At 34.3% G+C, this 21,220-nt stretch carries 9 protein-coding genes; 1 reads left to right on the top strand and 8 read right to left on the bottom strand.

The features are described from left to right. From VK164_RS12885 to VK164_RS12870, 4 genes are all read right to left on the bottom strand, one after another. Positions 1-1,671, bottom strand: a 1,671-nt coding sequence (locus tag VK164_RS12885) for a beta strand repeat-containing protein (protein ID WP_414655553.1), incomplete at its 3' end; no start/stop codon positions are given. A 138-nt stretch (positions 1,672-1,809) separates the two neighbouring features. Further along, positions 1,810-2,322, bottom strand: a complete 513-nt coding sequence (locus VK164_RS12880) for a DUF4136 domain-containing protein (RefSeq protein ID WP_324209734.1) — start codon at positions 2,320-2,322, stop codon at positions 1,810-1,812. Positions 2,323-2,388: 66 nt separating this feature from the next. Then, positions 2,389-4,365, bottom strand: coding sequence for a urocanate hydratase (locus tag VK164_RS12875; RefSeq protein ID WP_324209733.1), 1,977 nt, complete (start codon positions 4,363-4,365; stop codon positions 2,389-2,391). Between the two features lie 34 nt (positions 4,366-4,399). Then, positions 4,400-4,576: a DUF5522 domain-containing protein gene (locus tag VK164_RS12870; protein ID WP_324209732.1), complete on the bottom strand. Its 177-nt coding sequence runs from the start codon at positions 4,574-4,576 to the stop codon at positions 4,400-4,402. A gap of 28 nt (positions 4,577-4,604) precedes the next feature. On the opposite strand from VK164_RS12870, the gene VK164_RS12865 reads away from it, so the two are divergent. Continuing rightward, a complete protein-coding gene (locus VK164_RS12865; protein ID WP_324209731.1) occupies positions 4,605-4,931 on the top strand; it encodes a hypothetical protein in 327 nt (108 codons plus the stop codon). Here the strand turns inward: VK164_RS12865 and VK164_RS12860 are convergent. The 4 genes from VK164_RS12860 to VK164_RS12845 all read right to left on the bottom strand — a co-directional run bounded on the left by VK164_RS12860 (position 4,928) and on the right by VK164_RS12845 (position 20,896). Continuing rightward, complete coding sequence (locus VK164_RS12860) at positions 4,928-6,499, bottom strand: hypothetical protein (protein WP_324209730.1); 1,572 nt, start codon at positions 6,497-6,499, stop codon at positions 4,928-4,930. The genes VK164_RS12865 and VK164_RS12860 overlap by 4 nt on opposite strands. 166 nt (positions 6,500-6,665) lie before the next feature. Then, positions 6,666-12,023, bottom strand: coding sequence for a GEVED domain-containing protein (locus tag VK164_RS12855; RefSeq protein WP_324209729.1), 5,358 nt, complete (start codon positions 12,021-12,023; stop codon positions 6,666-6,668). Positions 12,024-12,250: 227 nt separating this feature from the next. After that, positions 12,251-16,417 carry a choice-of-anchor J domain-containing protein gene (locus VK164_RS12850; RefSeq protein ID WP_324209728.1) on the bottom strand — a complete coding sequence of 1,389 codons (4,167 nt, stop codon included), beginning with the start codon at positions 16,415-16,417 and terminating at the stop codon, positions 12,251-12,253. Between the two features lie 324 nt (positions 16,418-16,741). Further along, a complete protein-coding gene (locus VK164_RS12845; RefSeq protein ID WP_324209727.1) occupies positions 16,742-20,896 on the bottom strand; it encodes a GEVED domain-containing protein in 4,155 nt (1,384 codons plus the stop codon). Positions 20,897-21,220 lie beyond the last annotated feature (324 nt).

Raw genomic sequence — 21,220 nt, 5'->3', positions numbered from 1 at the left:
ATTAAGAGTCACAGTTCCACAACCACCGATTGTATTTATTGAATAACTAAAATTTGATGTAGGTGTTCCGCTGATAGTTACCACATTCCCAGCAATAGAAGAGGTTACTCCAGAAGGAAGTCCGCTAATATTAACGTTAGTTGCCCCACCGCCAAAAGTATACTGAATAGGAGTAATAGCATCCCCAGAACATATGGTTTGGTTATTGCTTCCAGAAGTTAAGCTTAAAGTTGCATTTGAATTAAGAGCCACAGTTCCATTAAGAGTTACAGTTCCACAGCCACCGATTGTATTTATTGAATAACTAAAATTTGATGTAGGTGTTCCGCTGATGGTTACTACATTCCCAGCAATAGAAGAGGTTACTCCAGAAGGAAGTCCGGTAATATTAACGTTAGTTGCCCCACCGCCAAAAGTATACTGAATAGGAGTAATAGCATCCCCAGAACATATGGTTTGGTTATTGCTTCCAGAAGTTAAGCTTAAAGTTGCATTTGAATTAAGAGCTATAGTTCCATTAAGAGTCACAGTTCCACAACCACCGATTGTATTTATTGAATAACTAAAATTTGATGTAGGTGTTCCGCTGATAGTTACCACATTTCCAGCAATAGAAGAGGTTACTCCAGAAGGAAGTCCGCTAATATTAACGTTAGTTGCCCCACCACCAAAAGTATACTGAATAGGAGTAATAGCATCCCCAGAACATATGGTTTGGTTATTGCTTCCAGAAGTTAAGCTTAAAGTACTTCCACTAATATTTATTATAATATTATCAGAAATTGATGCAGCACATATATTTGTTGCGGTTAAGGTTAAAGTTATGGAACTTCCAGAAACAGCTGTAGCTGGAACGGTATAAGAAGTGATTAAATTACTAGAATTAGAAAAACTTCCTGAAGGTGCGTTCCATAAAAGGCTTATTTGTCCTTGCGCTGTTCCTGTTAAGTTTATTATGTCGCCTGGGCATGCAGTTAAAGGAGTTGTTCCTGCATCTACGGTAAAAGGCGGAATTGGTGCTGTACACCCATTGTTTACATAAGCTGGTGTTCCAGAAGGGCTGAAATTCACCGTTGCACCATTATTATCAGCTGTTGTACCACCAGAAGTTCCAAAAATATTTATAAGATTAGCTCTTTGATAGGTTACTGTATCAGAACAAGTTGTTCCGAAATTAACAGTTAATGTTCTTAAACCAGGAGTTGTATTATAGTTTCCAAAGTGACCTGTTGTTACAGTTGTATTGTCTTGGAAGAGTATGTAAGTATTTGCAGTTAAAGCCCCAAAAGAATTTAAAGTAATATTAAAATTTTGACTAGAAACAATAATTACTGTAGCATTAGCAGGTAAAACACCTCCAATTGGTTCGAGCACAGTACCGCAACCTCCAGCGGCTATGATATCCGTGTTTAATTGAGCAACTTTAGCAGCAGTTGTAGCATTTTGAATTAATCCTTGCCAAGTGTTTGAAGGCCAATTTACGTTTAAATTACTTGTGTTTAAAGCTGTAGATCCAATCTTTATTCGAAACATTTCATTGAAACCTTCATCTGCGCTTGTACCACCCGAATCACATGCGTCAACTAGAATAGTTTCAATTTGAAAACATTGTGAAAAACTAAAATTAGATACCAATAAAAGTATAAGAAAGATAAATTTTTTAAGAATCATTTATTTCTTGCTTTATGTGAAAAGCGGATGCAAATTTACGAATTCTTTAAATTATAATATTAATATATGATTAAGAAAGTTATTCATAAACAAAAAAAGTGCAATAATAAATTGCACTTTTTTAAAAATTAAATTTCTTTATTTTGGTGGATATTGTTCTAATATTTTAGAAACAAATTCTTTTATCCTAGCATCTTTTTTTTCTGTATTTTTAGTAAGATAACCACTTCCTTCACCTTGCCAAACTAATTCTTTGGTTTTGGCATCAATGATGTCTATGAAAAGCGTTCCTTCTGGTGTTGTAGTTACATTAGAATAGCCCATTCCCCAATAAGGATTCCAACCCCAACCAAATCCATAGTTTTGATAGATGTCGACACGCTCTCTTTCTTTTGTGAAAATGCTAATTAAAACATCAGGGTTCTCAGATTTACTGAAACCTTTTGTAGACATTACTTCATCTATCGCATATAAAATCCTTTTCTTGTCTAAATCTGAAATTTCAGCTTTATCGACGCCACTTTTTAAATAAGCATAGGTTTTATAACTTGTAAAAGTTGCTTTTTTATCATAATCAGCATTCACTCTAACCGAACTGCATGAGGCTAAAGTAGCTATGAAAAGAACCGAAAGTAATTTTAATGTTTTCATAATTGTGGGTTTTAAAGTTAAGGTTTCAAGTTTAAAGTTGAATTCCTTTTTCCTTTAAACTTGTTATTACAATATTGATTCGTCTACTATATTAGGGATGGTAATTTTTAATAAAGGTTGCGTCTCCATTGCTCTTTTTATTGCAAATATAGCTCCTTCATTTCTTGCCCAACTTCTTCTTGAAATTCCGTTATTTACATCCCAAAAAAGCATAGACTCTAAACGTCTCGATGCTTCTTTACTTCCATCAAGAACCATACCAAAACCACCGTTTATTACTTCGCCCCAGCCAACGCCGCCTCCGTTATGAATAGAAACCCAAGTTGCGCCACGGAAACTATCACCAATTACGTTTTGAATAGCCATATCTGCTGTAAAACGTGAACCGTCATAAATGTTGGAAGTTTCTCTGTAAGGAGAATCGGTTCCAGAAACATCATGGTGGTCACGACCTAAAATTACGTAGCCAATTTCTCCACGAGCAATTGCTTGATTGAAGGCTTCTGCAATTTTAATTCTACCTTCTGCATCAGCATAAAGTATTCTTGCTTGAGATCCAACAACTAATTTATTTTCTTGAGCACCTTTTATCCATTGGATATTATCAGCCATTTGCTGTTGAATTTCTTCTGGAGAATTTTTCATCATTTCCTCTAAAACATCACAAGCAATTTTATCTGTTTTAGCTAAATCTTCTGGGTTTCCTGAAGCACAAACCCAACGGAACGGACCAAAACCGTAATCAAAGCACATTGGCCCCATAATATCTTGCACATAACTTGGGTATTTGAAATCGATGTGGTTTTCTGCCATAATATCTGCTCCAGCTCGAGAAGCTTCTAATAAAAAGGCATTTCCGTAATCAAAGAAATATGTTCCTTTTGCAGTGTGTTTGTTTATTGCCGTAGCATGACGGCGTAAGGTTTTTTGAACTTCTTCTTTAAATTTTTCTGGATTATTAGCCATCATTTCATTCGATTCTTCAAAAGAAAAACCAGTAGGGTAGTATCCTCCAGCCCAAGGATTATGAAGAGAAGTTTGGTCAGAGCCTAGATCGATATGTAAATTTTCTTGATCAAAACGTTCCCAAACATCTACAACGTTTCCTAAGTAAGCAATTGAAACTATTTCTTGATTTTCCAATGCTTTTTTAACTAGTGGTATTAATTCGTCAATATTTTCAATCACTTCATTTATCCAACCTTGAGAGTGACGAATATTTGTGATTTTTGGATTTACTTCGGCACAAACAGTTACACAACCTGCAATATTTCCAGCTTTTGGTTGAGCACCACTCATTCCACCTAAGCCAGAGGTTACAAATAATCCGCCTTTTGGTGATTTCTTAATTTTTCTGAATCCGTTTAAAACGGTGATTGTTGTTCCATGTACAATTCCTTGTGGACCAATATACATATAACTTCCAGCTGTCATTTGTCCGTATTGCGAAACGCCTAAAGCATTCATTTTTTCCCAATCGTCAGGTTTAGAATAATTTGGAATCACCATTCCATTGGTAACAACAACTCTCGGAGCTTCTTTATGAGAAGGAAATAAACCCATTGGATGACCAGAATACATAGCCAATGTTTGTTCTTCGGTCATTTCTGCCAAATATTTCATTGTCAAGCGATATTGCGCCCAATTTGAAAAAACAGCTCCATTTCCGCCATAGGTTATTAATTCATGAGGATGTTGTGCAACAGCATAATCTAAGTTGTTCTGAATCATCAACATAATGGCTTTTGCTTGCTCGCATTTTCCGGGATATTCTGAAATCGGCCGAGCATACATTTTGTAATCAGGACGCAAACGGTACATGTAAATTCTTCCGTAGGTTTCTAATTCGGCTTTGAATTCAGGAATTAATTCTGTGTGATGTATTGGGTCGAAATAGCGTAACGCATTTTTTAAAGCTAATTTTTTTTCATCATCTGAAAGGATTTCTTTTCTTTTTGGAGCGTGATTAATTTCTGCTTCATATGGCTTAGGATTTGGTAAAACCGATGGGATTCCTTCCAATATTTGTTCTTGAAATGTCATTTTATGGTATATAGTTTGTTGTTTTTTAGTTTAATTACTTCTTAATAGTTCCTATTTTTTTGTCAAAGCCATAAGGGCAATGACGACATCCGCTTTTGCAACAATAACCACGTTTAAGATGGTATTTTTCTGTAAAACATTTATATCCTTCAGGAGTATAATAAAAATCTTCTCCTTCTTTTAAATTATTCGGATTTAATTCGTTGTTCATATCGACAAATTTAGCAACTTTGCATCAAATGATAGTAATAGTTTTTAAATATTTAATACCGAAAGGTTTCCGTGGGATTACTTTATTTCCATTTATTTTTCTTTTTAGTGAAAATGAAAAGCAGGATTTGGTAGTTTTAAATCATGAAAAAATACATATTAGACAACAATTTGAGTTGTTGATATTTCCTTTTTTTCTATGGTATTTATTAGAGTTTTTATATAAATGGATTTTATTTAAAGATAAGAAGAAGGCTTATTTGAATATTTCGTTTGAGCGTGAAGCATATATTAACGAAAAAGACCTTCACTATTTAAAGCAAAGGTCTTTTTGGAGTTTTTTGAACTATTTTTAGTTGTTTTTTTCTTTTGTTGGTCTAGCCAATTTTTCAGTTTCTTTATCTTCTTTTGTACTGACTGGTTTATCCCATCTCATTTTGGTTCCATCCCACCAAAGTGATTGTGGATTTCCATTTTTATCTATATCATTATACATTACTCCGTCCATTTTTTTGTCAAAGTCACTAGCTAGTAAATCATTTGGAGTATTTGGGTTTTCTTCTCCTTTTATTTTAGTTATAGCTATCCATGATATTTTTACATTTGATTCGCCATTATTATTTTCATAAATCCAGAAACCTGCATTTGTGATTTGATCTATATAAATTCCATTAGATTTGCCCTGTGGAGTTGCAGTAATTATGATGTCATCAATGTTGGAAATAATTTTTTGAAACGAATCTTCAAATGGGATAAATATCTTGCCGTTTTGTAATTGTGTTTTTCCATTAATTGTAACTTCTGGTTTAATAGACGTTGTCATGTAACTTGCTATTTTTGTGTTTTCAGTGGTTTCAATTAAATAAGTTAATGGTTTATTGGTGTATCCTTTTCCATCAATGTATAAGCTATAAGTTTCACCTTTTACATGAAAACCATATTTAAGACCTCTTACCCAACCTCCCATTGCACCGCCATATATACCTAGCCCAATATTTGTGTTTGCTCTATTTTCAAGAATGTTAGCTACTCGTCCTGTTCCCAATCCATTTGTATGTGCCTGTCCAAAGCCATATACGCTGTAGTCTGTTCCGTTAGCAGCATAATATCCTAAAGCACCTAATGCTATTCCGTAATCATTACCAAGAACACCTCCGGTTCTATTAGTTGTTCCTCCTGATCCAAAAACTCCAAATTTATATGTTCCACCTGTTGTTGCATTTCCACTTACTCCAGTATGTGGAGCTGTAAAGGAGGTTCCTGCGGTTGTTGTTAATGCAATACCTCTTACTCCTGTGCCTTGAGCGTTTGTGCCATTGTATTCACCTTGAACGCCACCAAATATGGTTGTGCCACCTGTTACTTGTCCATATGTTCCAGCCCCATTTAGGCTTGTATAGCCGTTAACAGCCCATGGGAAAGTTGCATTTCCAACGGCATTCATTAAGTCACCTGTGATTACAGTGTTTAGAGTACCAACGAATAGTTCTCCTAAATTACTAATTCGGGCTCTGTATATATTGTTTGTTCTAAAATCTATATTTTGATTATCTAGAGTTCCTACAAAATTTGTTCCTGCTGTAGTTGTGTTTCCTCCATTAAGCCCCGTGTTTCCAGTTACTGACCAATCATTATTTTGAGTACTAAGTAATCTAACCCATGCTGTGCCGCTCCAATAATAGTAGCCTGGAGTTACATTATTTGGAATAATGCCTGCAGTTGCAGTATTGTAAACAAGTTCAGATGTTGTTGGTGCTGTAAGTGGAGCAATAGCATTAGTTGCTGTTAATGCTACTCTAGGAATTAGCAATCCATCGTTTGCAGAAGTGACATCTAATGCTCCGTTTGGTGTTGTAGTTCCGACTCCAACCTGTGCGGTTGAATAAAACGTATAAAAAATTAAAAAAAGTAAATATTTTCTCATAATAATTAGGGATTTATATGAATAATTTGCAACAAATTAATAAATATTTTGCTTTTATGATTAATATTTTATTTTAATTGTTTAAAGGTTTGATTTTATCGATAAAATGCAAAAAAGGCAACCATTATAGGTTGCCTTTAGGTATAAATATTTGATTTTTTGATTATTAATAAATTACTTTTTTATTTACTATGGATCCATTTGATAATGTTACTTGAATAATTAAAGCAACTTTGTTTTTTTGAATTTTTGTTAGTGGAATTTCATATCCATTTACTTCGGGATAATCTGCTAAAAGTCTTCCTATAACATCAAAAACTTTTATTGATGCAATCGTATTTTTGGTTGATTTTATAGATAAAATATCAGAAGATATCGCCCAAACATTTGCTTCCTCATTCGTAATATCATCATTTCCTAATGTGCTATTTGTATAACGAAGGATAAATCTATCTGGGTCATCACCAGCAACAGCTGTAAATGTATATGGATTTTGTCTTAAATCATGAATTATATTTGTGTCTAAATCTTCTAAATAAATGTTTTGATTTGTATTAGAAAAGAACCCATCTACTGTTCCTATTCCTATAGAGTAATTTCCTGTTTGAGGTACTTTTATTCCCATTGGTACTAAATCTAATTCGTTAAAAGGAAGTGTTCTTCCTTGAATTGTCATTGGTTCATCTCCAATTTTTGAATATAAATTTAAATTTAATTTTACATCAGTAATTGCGTCATATAATCTGTCTCTATTGTTTGAAGCTCCGTCTACATAACCTATTAAGTTTCTCACATTACTTCCGTCTGCAGCAATTAGATCTAACCAAATGCGACCATTGTTATCATCGCTTGTAGTAGCATTTTTGAAAAATTGACTATTATTATTTGTGCTATTTCTCATTGAATTATTAAACGTAACATTTTCAGAAGCAGCAACAGATGTATGTAACATTGATACAAAGAAACCTTGTCCAGCAGCAATATTTCCGCCAAATACTCCAGGTCCTGAAGATGTTCCTGTGATATTGTATGTAATATAATCTGCAGGTGTGTAATTGTATACATAGTTGTTATAAAATGGATCAGCAATTGCATTGCTTGGAAGTGTGCCGTGTGTCCAAATTTTTATAAATCCATCAATATTTGTATTTGTAGTTAAAAAGTTAATTGCATTTATAGCTGAAGGATACGGATTTCCGATTAAGTTCCAGTTGTCATCATCTCTAGTTCCTAATGTTGTTGAAACTCCGGTAGAATAATTTGCACCATTGTATGTTCCTCTTAATATAGGAGTTGTTATAATTCCATTATTTGGAGTTCCTGTAAAAGTGGCTGTAAATGGAGTTAGAGTGTTTGTGTAAGCATTTGGTCCTCTAACAATATATCCTTTTCCAATTACCATATTTTCACTGCCGTACGTCCAATTTCCAAATCCATTTGTATTTGCGCCAATTGTAGGTATCCACTTGTAAATATATCCGGCTGATGTTCCTGGAGAAATTGCACTACTTGCAAATGAAGAAACTGGCGAAGACCAATATACATAATCTTGTTTACGAATCGAAACTGTTCGATCCATATGCATTGTTCCTGTGTTTGGATTGTTGTTTATTTGTATTAAACTAGATGTGTTATCTAATTGTAAATTACCTCCAGCATTTATATTTACCCAATCAGTAATTGTAACATTATTAGTAGGATTTACGGTTAATGTTGCTCCATTTTGAATAGTTAAGTTTAAACCTAAACCATTATAACTTGCTCCAGAAATAATTGGATTATTAGCGGTTGGTGGAATTAAAACGCAATCAGCTGCTGTTGGAACACCAACAGGAGTCCAGTTATTTGCATTATTCCATTGTGAATTTACTGAGCCATCCCACACTTTGCTACCTGTAACAGTAACAGTAGTTTCGTCAGTTTCAACTAATGTTGTACCATCACATAAAGTATAAGTAATTTCTGCAGTATAAGTTGTTGTCGCGCCCGGGCATACAGTAATAATATCAGAAGTTCCAATAACAGGTCCAGAAGTTCCTGAGCCTTCATGCCATGCTAGAGTTGTAATAGAGGCTCCAGCTGGGACAAAGCGCCAAGCTTCATTTGTAACTGTCCAGTCTGCGTCTAATCCATTTCTGTTTGGAGCTACAACAGCTGTAGTTCCTGTAGCATTTTGAATTCCTACTATAGCATTACCCCCATTCCATGAAGCACAAGTATTTTTTTCTTCTAAATAAACTTCGATAACATTAGTGTTTTCATATAAAACAATCATACCTGTATATAACTGAGAATTACAAGTTGAAGAAAACATAGGAACATCACTCCAAGAAGCAACTAATGCTCTACAACCGCTATTAAGGGTGATAAGTTCCCATCCAACTTCTCCACTGATTCCTGGGTCAATATCGTGAAAAGCACCAAATATTGAATTTTCTACCAATGAACTATGTCCAACTTGTGGAAGATTGTCTGCAAAAGAATATCCACAATACCCTTCTGGAGTATTTCCTACTAAATCAAAAGTAATTATTCCATTTGAGCCTATTAAGCATTGATTGTAAGTGTTACCATAAAAGCAAAAATCAAATGGGAGATTAACTACTGGAGACCAGCGATCATCAATATTTACACTCACAGGGTTTTTTAAACAACCAAATTGATATGGAGGAGCGTAGGTGATTGATTCAACGGTATAGCTTGTTGTATTTCCTAAATTTAAATACGTAGCTTCTAAATCAACACATGTTGAAGCAGCTGTACAACTTATAGCTGCATGATCAGCTCCACTTAACCCTAGACCTCCACCTACTACAGAAGGACAGCCTAGTGATGATGTTCCTGTGCTATTTCCTATAAGACAAGTTGGCGCTACGAATGAGGTTCCAATCCAAAATCCTTGTGTGCCACCACAATTTGAACGAATCCAAATATAATATGTAGAACCAATAGTTAATCCAGTTAAATTTAATGTTGTTATACCAGCTCCAACTGATCCCGTTGGTACGGTTGCGCCATTAGGAACTGTTGCAGATGTAGTTAAATAATATTGATATCCATTACTTGGCGCAGGCGTTGCAGCTGTCCAATTAATTGTTGCAGTTGTTTGTGATGTAAGGTTTACTGTTATGTTTGATGGGCCAGGACAAGTTGCAGCTATTACATTGATGGTATAATCTTCATATGTTCCGTAAGAGCCTGTATAGCAAGGTGTAGGTGGTCCAAAATCAACACCGCCTATTCTTAATCTATGATTCCCTAAAATTGCTGTTGGAGGAATCTGAAAGCTTCCGGTTAAAATACCAGGATTTGTTGATGGAGATGTTCCACTAAACATCAGTTCTCCAGTATCATCAAAATCTAAGTCATTATTCCAGTCAATCCAAATAATTGCGTCGTATCCAAAGCCTGATGTTGAAAATCTGATGCTGAATGGAATGGTTTCTCCTTGAGAACCTGTTGTACTCATAGCAGAATAATTTCCATAATTTCCAGCTTCAGCTCCGGTATTATTGTTTATTGTACCCATTGTTACGTTAGTAATTCCTGTACCATCAACACTTGTTGGAGCAGGAACACAATATCCTGTTGTTGCACTACCGGTTGTATAGCTTGAAGAGCATCCATTATTTGCTCTAATTCTATAATAATAAATAGTATTAGCAGCTAAACCAGTCAAATTATAAGTTATTGTTGGATCATTAATTGTAAATGGTGAACCAGCAACATTAGCTGTAAATCCAGCATCAGTTGTTACTTGTAATGTGTATGTTACAGCATTGCTACCTCCTCCAATTGAAGATGGCCAAGAAAAGTTAATGCTATTAAGTGTTGAACTAGTTGATATAGGACTTGGTGCTGCAGGACATGTTACAGCATTTCCAGTTAATGGACCTCCAGCGTTGTATAATGGACCTCCTGTACAGCCAGAATTGTTAAAGGCATAGATGTAATAGTAGTAATGAGTATTTCCTGTTAATCCAGTTCCAGTAATTGAAGTAGACGCTCCACTTTGTACAAATGTAAGTCCAGCTCCTAGAGTAGCAATATTTCCAGCATTATAAATAGTTCCATTTACAGGATGAGTAGGCGGAGTAGCAGAGGTTGACTGAATTACTAAATAACTATCGGCAGTTCCAGAAAAAGTTGCTGGAAAAGAAGTAGAAGTAATTGTTCCTGCAGTAAAACCATTTGCTTGCGCTCCAGGGGTTGTACACGGTCCAGGAGAAGTAGCGCAGATGCCAAATGTGCCTGGATTATCATTTGAATATTCCCAAAAACGTACATAAATTGTGGTTCCAGGGGTTAAGCCAGTTCTCGTTATACTAGACATTAATCCATTAGCGCTATCATCATCGTCACATTCTAACAGAGATAAAGTACCACATGTACCTGTATACCAAGCCATTCCACTATCGGTCATTCCACCCGTTTGTGTGTCAACAGTAACTTCTCCGTTTGCAGGAACAACAAAACTAAACCATACATCGCCACCAGAATAACTAGCACAACCTGGGACAGGTGGTGTTGAAGGTGATGTAGAAGCGGTTGCTCCAGCAGTTGTGTAATTTGAGTATGAACAGCTGGTATTTAATGTTAGAGGAATTGCATTGTTACAATCGTCATTTGATGGTGCAACAATAGGGCAACTTATGGTGAAGCTGATGTTTCCACCCGCAGTACTTTCGGGATCCAGTAACAAATAATATTGAACTCCTCCAGTTAGAGTAAATGAAGGGCTGTTTGAAGCACCAGTTAAATCATCAATACATGTCCATCCAGCAGCAGCACATCCAGAAGCTACAGTTCTAAATTGATAATCTATAAAAGCAAATGAACTTGATTGTTGAATAGTGTACGCTCCTGTTGTAATTGGTGTGAAAGTGAAAACTCTTTCGATTCCACCCGTTGTAAAGCCACAAGCAGAAGTTCCAAAACTTCCTGTTCCTGCTGCAATTGTAGTGTTTACAAGAGTTCCACATGAGGCTATGTTGGTTGTACTGCCACAAACTGAAGCAGGTGTAGTGTCAACAATACAGATAGTACCAGTCATATTATTGGCGGTATTGTTGTTTGTTCGCATAATTCTTAGCTTATACGTTGTACTAGGTGTTACAGTTGTGTTTAAAGTAGCGTTTGCAGCACCAGGTACAATACAAGCTTGTTGTGTTAGAGCATTACATGCGCCAGTACCAGTATATATAGCAATACCCATTTGTCTATTACTAGTGCCTTGAATTGAAATAGATGTTGTTGTGGCTCCAGTAGTAAAAGTATACCATCCATCTCTAAATGAAGTTCCTGTACATGGTGCTTGACCATCGTTGTTAAATCCTGAGGCAACATTATAGTTTGTTGTTGTGCATGTTGCACCAATACTAATTGATGTTGGAGTTGTACAAGTGTCGGTTTGAGAAAATGACAAGTTTGTGTAAAAAACAAAAGCAAAAAGGAGAGAGAATAATTTAATGCTTTTTGCAAAAGAGAATGTAGGAAAAATGTATCCTAAAGGATTCTTTTTCATAGTTTTATAGTTAGGGGTTAATAGAATTTTACACAAATATATTTTTTTTTGTTTAAATAGCAACAAAAAATTAATAATTTGTTAAAAAAACATTATTTTGTTGATAACTTCATTGTAAATTATCATTATAATTTTACTTAGTTAAATTTTAATAACGTTTTGTTGTTAATAAAATAAAAAAAATGACCAGTAAAATACTGGTCATTTTTGTTGGTAAAATAGTCTTTTTAAAATATTATTTTATAAGGCTTTGTTTGTCCGTTTTCTAGAGTTATTCTTATTAGTAAAGTTGTTTTAGTTGGTTTTAAATTTTCGATTCTAAAAAGTGAGTTATTTATATTGTCATATGTCTCAACATTTCTTCCTAACAAATCAAATATTTGTACAGATTTTATTTTTTCGGCAGTTGATTTAATATGAATATTCTCATCGGCATAAACTTGTAGATTGTTACTATTAGTAATAAAATCTTCATTTTCTAAAGTAGAATTGTTGAATCTTATTTTAAATCGATCAGTAAAAGATCCTGAGTTTGTATTAAAACTATAAGGACTCAATGTTAAATTATGGATTGTATTGGTCAACAGATCTTGTAGATAAATGTTTTGATTGTTGAATATGCCGTCTACAGCATTGATAGCTATTGTATAATTTCCACTAGTAGGACTGTCATATCCAATTGGAATGATATCTTGATCGTTAAAAGGTAATTCGCGTCCTTGAATTGCAAATTTATCTTGATTAATTAAACTGTAAATTTTTTGATCGTTATTAGATGATGTGGTAGCATCGAACAATCTGTCTTGGTTGTTAGTAGCTCCTTCAATATATCCTACAAGTGTGCGTGTAGCTTGTAGATATGAATTGGAGATTTCTAACCAAATTCGGTGAGATTCTGGATTGATTAATGTGCTTTGATTTTCAATTGTTTTTAATTGTTGTCGAAAAAACTGATTGTTGTTTTCATCTCTCATAGAATTATTAAATTCGACGGTTTGGTTATTACTGCCTGTTTCCAGTAGCTTGACCATAAAGCCTTGTCCAGCAGCGATATCACCTTCGAATACATGTGGTCCAGCCTGACTTCCTGTTAAGTTATATATGATGTAGTCATTTGAATGATAGTTGGATACAAAATTTGCATAAAAAGGATTCCCATTCGCAGAAGATGGACTGGTATTGTGAGTCCAAACTGCTATTGATCCTTCTATATTTGTGTTTGAAAGCATAAATAAATGTGAATCAATTGCTGATGGGTATGGGTTTCCAATTAGATTCCAATTGTCTGTGTCTTTATTTGGACCAGTGGTAATGGTACCTCGTTGAACATTAGTTGTTATTATTCCATTATGTGGAATGCCTGTGAAGGTTTTTGAAAAAACATCTCTCATTATGTATCCTTTACCAGTTATCATTGGGGTGTTATTAGCTGAAGACCAATTCCCTTGTGTTCCATTTGTGTTGACATAAGTTGTGTTCCAACTGTAGCAACCAACAGCAGCTGTAGAAGAATTTGTTGTTGGTGTTGACCAATATACATAATCATAGAGTGCAGAAGTATAATCTATAGCGTTTCGATAGTAATTAATATTGCCTGTGTTGATGGCATTGTTGTTAATCTGAACTAATGAGGCCTTGTCTTGGAATGTGATGCTTCCTCCATTTACATTTAATTCGTTATAAAGTTTTAAACTATGACCGGTCGTTATAACCACAGCTCCAGAATTAATAGTACAGCTACAAGCTTCAATATCTTCAGTCGAAGTGAAATTTCCTCCATCAAAAATTATTGACTTGTTGTTTGATGGTGCTTCTGACCAATTTGCTGGAGTGTTATTAGAATACAAACTAGGATTGTAAAATACACTTTGAATATTAAAAGCTACAGTGTCAGATTTAATACATCCATTTCCAGTAGATGTTGCTGTGTAAATAATAGATTCAGTAGGTTTCGCGTATAGTATTGGCGCGTTTGAAACACCATCGTATGTAATTGTACAGGTTAGATTTGTAAACAAGTTTGTATTTGGAGACCAAACAATGTTTTGTTTTGAAGCAGAAAGTACAACATTATCTATTGCCCAATACCAATCCCATGTGGCATCATATTTAAATCTTAATTTAAGATTTGATTGTCCAGTATAAGCATCAAGATTAATAGTTGAAAGTATAAATTCCGTTGGAGTTCCTTGGTCATTGTTATAAGTGACTAAATTGATGTAATTAACACCTCCATCCGTTGAAATTTGAACTTTAGCAGTATCATCAGAGTTGTTGTCATAATGTTGATAAAATTGTAAAGTTGCTGAAGTATAGCCTACTAAATTGAAGACAGGGCTAATGAGTTGTGTCGCAGTTGTTCCAGAGTTTTGAGCGTCGCTATCAGACATCGCAAAATTAGAATTATCATTGCTATGAAAAGTTGTTCCAGAGGAGTAAAGTGCCCAAGCGGCATTTGCAGTTGTTCCTCCAGTCGAATTGTTTATCGTGGTCCACCCAGGTGCAGCTCCATTGAAATTTTCTGAGAGTATGTTGTTAGTTACTATGCCTCCAGTTGCAGTAAGTGTTTGTATGTTATTAGTACAAATTGTACTGTTTGAATTTGCTATTTCAACATCTGTAGGTGTTGAATTGATTGTTATTGTAATTGTATTTGTTGTGATTGTTGTTCCAAAAGTACCAGTTACAGTATATGTAGTTGTGTTAGCTGGTGAGGCTATAACTGTAGCTCCTGTAGATGAATTTAGTCCGGTATTTGGAGACCAAGTATAAGTATATCCTACAGTACTTGATGCGGTTAATGAGACAGAATCTCCATTACAAAAAGTAGTGTTAGTTGCAGGAGTTATAGTTATTGGTGCAATCAAAGTTGTAAATGTAGAATTACCAATCCACGATGATGTATCTCCGTTCCCACAATTAGATCTCACCCAAAAGTAGTATGTTGTGTTCGGAGTTAATCCTGTTAAAATAGTAGTATTACCTGTAAGAACGCTTCCTGATGCTGTTATGTTTGATGTTGGAACTGTAGAATTAGTACTATAATAATATTCGTAACCATTGAGAGGGGCTATAGTAGGGGATGTCCATGATAAAGTTGAAGAGTTGGTTGTAATATTTGAAGTGGCTAAACTAGAAGGTGAGGCACATGTGGCACAAGTTCCAGAGTATAATGCTAACAATGCAAATCCAGCTCCTTCATTTGATACATCGGATGTGAATGCAACGGTTAAAGACTGACCAGCACTACTTGTTATGGGAGTTATTGTGCCAGCGGAATTAGAGGAATATGTAGCTAATAAAGTTCCACCAGTACCTACACCACTATATATTTTTAAATGATCATATGAAGACTCAATATAAGTGTAGTTTCCTGTTAATGTAATTACGCCAGTTCCAGAGTTTTCTATAATCGTATATCCATTACTTGAAGTCGCATAATTACCTGATGTTCCTCCATTGTCGTAAATGAAAGAGCTAGACCCGCATGGTATTGTATTATAGCTAGTTGTAGGGACATTAACAGACAAGCAGTTTATTCCGTTAAAGGAAACTGAATTTGAGCTATTTGAGTTTGAGCTATTAGAGCAAGTAGTTACTAGTTTGTAGTATGTTATGCCTGTTGAAGTAGTAATATTATAAGATGAATTAGTTGCTCCAGTGATATTATTCCAAACGATATTATCTAAGGATGATTGCCATTGATAGGTTATACCAGTTCCTGCACTTAAATTTGATGCGTTTAAATTTACAGAAGTATTTGCACAGCCAGAAGAGGAGCTTATGCTTGCTGTTCCTGCATTAGGTGTTCCAGAGCAGGGTGTGAGGTATGTTAAAGTGATGTCGTCAATAGCAGGTGCTGCATTTGGAGCAGCAGCATCACTTTTAAATGTAAACACTAATCTTACAGTTGTTCCTGCAAAAGCACTAAGATCAATTTGTGGCATTGAAGTAAATGTGCTGTAAGCAGTGGCGGTATTTACAAATTGTTGAGTATAGCCAGTTGTAGGAATAGTTCCATTAACAGGGGTGTTACTATTTGAAGTTGTAAATACGTAAAAATAATCAAAAGTATTGTCAATAGTTGGGTATTTTAATTTGTAATTTAAATACACACTTGTTGCGCCTGCAGGTATTGTAATATCTCTGTAAAAATGCCCAACAGCTGCATTGGCATTACCACCATAAGCAGTTGCTGATCCCCAATAGGCAGCCTTTGTTCCTGTTGCTGCTCCTCCATATGTCCCAACTCTCCATGTTCTACCAGAGGTTCCTACTTGAGTCCATCCATTATTTGAAAAAGCTGAAGTGGTATTTTCAAATCCACCATCACTAGTCGTAATTAATGAATTTTGCCCATAAAAAAAATATGAAATGAAAAGTGTTGTAAACAAAAAAAACACTCTGCTATTGGTATTTTTTTGCTTTTTTAATGTTTTGGTTTTATTAGTAAATAAACGGAGTAAAAAGGAATAATTGTTTATCATTTTAACTATATTAATTTAATATTCAAAATATATAGTTAAGAATTTTTAATTATTGTAGGAATTGCTAATGTATTATTAAATTATATTGATAATACTAAAAATCGATGAAAAACAAATAAAATCGATGAAATGATTTTATTCAACTTACTGTAAATCAATATGTTGTTTTTTTGATATTAAAAAAGGCTAACTTTTTAGTTAGCCTTTTCTTAAACTTTTGGAGCTTATTACTTAATATATTACTTTGTATGTTTTTGTATAACCATTTTCTAATATTACTTTCACTAATAAAGCGTTTTGTGTAGGCTTTACATTTTGTACAATGAAAGAATTATTATTGATGCCATTTGCGTTTATAATTTCTCTTCCCAACAAATCAAATATTTGAACAGATTTGATATTTTCAATTGATGATTGAATATTGATGTTTTCATTAGTGAATACAGTTATTGAGTTATTATTTTCAAAGTCGTTATTTCCTAAAGCATCATTTGTATAAGTCAATATAAATCTATTCTCGTCTGTTCCTATGGTTCCAGTAAAACTATATGGGGCAACTCGCAAATCATGTGTTATGCCTAAAGTGTTATCTTTTAGAAAGATATTTTGATTTGTGTCGGAAAATAATCCATCAACTGAAGTAATAGCTATAGTATATACTCCATTTTGTGGTATGGTTACACCTAGAGCTACATGGTCGTCAGTGTTAAAAGGCAAACTTCTTCCTTGAATACTTAATTGATTTGTGTTTTCTAGTGAATACAATTCAAAATTTGATTTAACACCTAATGCTGGAGCATCGTATAATCTATCTGTACCATTTGTTGCATTTGTTGCATAGCCAACTAATGTTCTACTAGCTGAATTTGAAGGACTTATTAAGTCCAACCAAATTCTGTTTTTTTCATCTACAACAGAAGTATTTGAATTTGAATTTCTGTAAAATAAATCGTTTCTATAACCATTATTTCTCATAGTATTATTAAAAACTACATTTTCGGTTGTTGCAGTTGAGGTGTGATTCATTAATACAAAGAAACCTTGTCCTGCAGCAATATTACCATCAAAACCAGGGGTTATTGCTCCCATAAGATTATACGTTACATAATCTGCAACTGAATAGTTCATGGCAAAGTTGTTATAAAATGGATCTGTAGCAATTGCTGATGGAGCAGTTCCGTGTGACCATAGTTTTATAAATCCTGCAATGTTTGTATTTGCTGTTAAAAAACTATCTGCATTTACTGCTGAAGGGTATGGATTTCCAATTAAATTCCAGTTGTCATCATCTTTTGTGGCTGCAGTTCCAGAAACACCAGTAGAATAATTAGCACCGTTATAGACTCCTCTGCTAATAGACATGTTTATGTTTCCATTGTTTGGAACTCCAACAAAATTAGCAGTAAAGTTTTGTGGTGTACTATTAAATGAATCTGGACCTCTTACAATATATCCTTTTCCAATGACCATAGTTTCATTAGCACCTGCCCAGTTTCCCCATCCATTTGTATTTGAAGAAATAGTTGGTGTCCATTTGTATTTGTAATTAGTAGTTCCTGTTGAAACGGCATTTACACCAAAATTAGCAACTGGGGTTGACCAATATACATAATCTAATTTTTTGATGTTTACATTTCTTTTCATTTCAATATTGCCAATATTTGCAACATTGTTAATTTGAATTAAGCCAGCGCCATTTTGAATATTGAACATACCTCCAGGGCTTACTTCAACCCAATCGGTAACTGTAATTGTGTTTTTTGGCTCAAGTTGTAAGTTCCCAGTTGATTTTACTTGAAGAGTTTTTGCAAAAGCGTTATAATTTGTTCCAATTATTCTAGAATTATTTATAGCACTCGGAATTATTACACAAGTTGAAGCATCAGGAACGCCAATTGGTGACCAGTTATTTGGATTGTTCCAATCCCCATTAGTTCCGCCTTTCCATACTTTAGATTTATTGTTAATAGATACATTTTGACTCACATTACATCCATTTGAAAGCGTAGCTGTTGCTGTAAAAGAATAAGTCTGATCTTCTAATTGTGATAAAGTTGGTTTTATATATACCGTTGTTATTGGTGTTCCTGTGACATATGGGGTTAAACAAGTTGCATCTTGATATGCGTCAACAGTAGTTGTGCTTGACCAATTGAAAGCGGTGTTTAAAGGGGTATTTCCGTAAAGTTGAAAATCATCAATAGCTATTCCATCACACCAAGCACCATAATATTGTATTCTTGCCTTAAAGTTTGAATTGTTTATATATGAATTTAAATTGTATGTTTTTTTTGTAAATCTTGTGCCATAACCAATATCAGATAAATATCGGTCAATTTCTATCCATGTTGCTCCTCCATCAGTTGAAACATCAACAGTTACATAATCTAGAGTTGGATTTGCATTGTCGACATAGTACCTTGAATAAAAGATATTGAATGATAAGGTTAAATCTAAGAATGAGTTTGTACTAACTGTAGGTGATAAAAGCGCGTTGTGCGTAGTATATGATCCAACATCTGAAGTTGACATTGCAAATTTATTGCCACTCATACCTGAAGCAATGGCAGGGAACCATACTTGTTGTGCTGGTACAAAAGTACTTGTTTTAGTTTGCCATTCTGTAATAGCATTTATTGTACTTGTATTTGAAACAATGTTTTGATTGGTTAATGTACCTAAACCCGATTCAAAATTCTCATTAATTAAATAATTTTGTTGAACATCTCCTGAAGCGGTTAAAGACAAAACTTGGTTTTCTCCACAAATTTCAGGAACGGAAGAAGTAAAGCTTATGGTTGCTGTAGGATTAATATTGGCAACAATTTTTTTACGTTCTAATGATTCACAACCATTATATGCGCTAACCCAATAAGTAGTTGTTGTAGATAATGATGGCGTTGTCCAGGTTCCTGTGGTTGTAGTTGCTAAAGCGATACCGCCAGTTTCGTTCGCGTACCATTTGAATTGAGTTGGCGAACCTGAAGCGATAGCATTAAGTGTTACTGGTCCTGCACCACAATTTACACCATCTGTTACTGATGTTATTATTGCAGAACAGCTAGCAACAACTGTAAAAACATAATCTTCGGTTTCACCATAATAATTGATATTTTGACAAGAATCAAAAGTACTGATGGCATTTATATCATATGGATAGGTATTGTCATCTTTATTTACTCTGATTCTAATTCTATAATTTCCTAATGCTTGATTGGTTGGGATTACAAAACCAAAAGTTGTTGAATATGTTGCAATTCCGGAAGTATTATAAACAGTTTCATTTGCATCATCAAAGTCACCATCTCTATTCCAGTCAACCCATGCTTTAACATATCCTCTACTGCTCATTTGCATAGAAATATTTATTCCTTCTCCTTGTGCTTGTTTAGCAATATTTGATAAAGAAGTGAAATTTTGATATCCTCTTGTTGGAGTAGTTGTGTAAGTAGAAGAGTTAGAAACATCGTTTAAGGTTCCAACAAAGCTAATATTGTTGAAGTAGACTAAACTTTCATAACCACTACCAACACTTGGTGTACAATAAGTTGGTGTTATATTGCAAGTTCTTGAGATTGTAAAGTTCCCAGTTCCTAAGTCGCCACTTGTGTTTTCTGCAATATAAATATAGTAATGTGTGCCTGATACTGTTGTAAAAGTATAAGTTTCTGCAACTCCACTTCCATTTGTATCTTGGCAGTTAATATTTGTTAAAGAACCACAGCTTCCACTTGAGATTGACATTTCAATATTGTATCCAGTAGATGGTGTAGTAGTAATTGTATTGATAGTACCATCTCCTATAAATGTGTACCAAACTCCATAATTACTCATTGAGCAACCTGTGTTATGTGTCTCACTTACAGAGTTTAAGGTTGTTCCTGAAAGATTTGAAGTAGCACATGGTAAATTTGTTGCAGAAGAACATGCGTCATTTACTGGAGGAATAGGTGAGTAGATAAATATCGTACCATACATGCTTAAATTGCTAGCGTATCTTTGTATTCTAATTCTGTATTTGGTTCCTATTGTTGTTGCATAAGTAATAGTTTCAGCTTGAGCACCTCCATAGGAGTCAGCACAGCTTAAAGCAGTCATAGCAGTACTACAGCTACCAGAAAAAAGCGTTAGAACCGGATCTTCTAAAGCAGTAGGGGTGTAGGTGATAGTTGTTGAGGTACTTGTTGCGATAAACCATCCCCATGCATCATCCACATCTGAAGCATTACAGCCTGAAGCACTGTTCCAATAATCTGTGTCGTTTGTGGAATTGAATACACTAGCTGAACAACTTGAGCCAACAATTAATTGTCCGGACAAATTATCATCACAATCGTTACTTTGGCTATAAATGTTTTGATAGCCACACAGTAAAATAAAAATCAAAAGAACTTTTTTGATTAATATGTTACTTTTTAAATAATTTTTTTCGCTCTTTTTTATTAAAAAAGAACAAGTTTGAAAAACATAATTTTTTCTCATTAATACTATAAATTTAATTAGATTAAAGATATAGCTGAGGGGGTTTTATTTTTGGGACTGCAAAAGTAGAATTAAAAAAATGCTGTTAAGTTAATTAATCGTTAAAATACGTAAAAAATCGTTAAAAAACATTTTTATAAAGCATTAGTTGTCAATTTGTTGCTAAAATTTATCAAAAATTTAGTCTGAATGAGTTAAAAAATTTTCAAAAATTTAGTTTCAATGAAT

The sequence above is a fragment of the Flavobacterium sp. genome, assembly GCF_035299005.1.
Taxonomy (GTDB): domain Bacteria; phylum Bacteroidota; class Bacteroidia; order Flavobacteriales; family Flavobacteriaceae; genus Flavobacterium.
The sequence above is the reverse complement of the archived record's forward strand: the minus strand, read 5'-3'. Positions and strand labels throughout refer to the sequence as shown.